The organism is Tamlana crocina, assembly GCF_012037625.1.
Map to the genome: position 1 here is coordinate 1 of NZ_JAAVJS010000588.1, position 338 is coordinate 338.

Below are 338 nucleotides of genomic sequence, written 5' to 3' on the forward strand. Positions count from 1 at the left end.
AATCATCGTTCAGAAAATCTTCTTTCTTCATAAGTGTATAAAATTTAAAATTAAACAAAAAAAAATATCGAGGGTTGCAACCCTCGATATTTAAACTTTACACACTTAGTGAGATACTGCCAAAATGTCCGACTTTTTGTTGCAAGTCCAATTGTTTTGTTCCCTAAAAAGGAATGTCTTCGTTTATTATTGTACCAAGTTTCTATCCACAGAAAGATGGATAATTCGGCCTCAGATCTTAATCTATAACTATGTCTATAAATCCATTCGACCTTTAAGGATTTAAAAAAGGATTCTGCCACTGCGTTATCCCAACAATTCCCTTTACGGCTCATAGA

General features: G+C 33.1%; 1 protein-coding gene. It reads right to left on the reverse strand.

The window, feature by feature from the left end; all coding sequences use genetic code 11:
• Positions 1-50 precede the first annotated feature (50 nt).
• Positions 51-338, reverse strand: a 288-nt coding sequence (locus HC176_RS18170; protein WP_245234962.1) for an integrase core domain-containing protein, incomplete at its 5' end; no start/stop codon positions are given.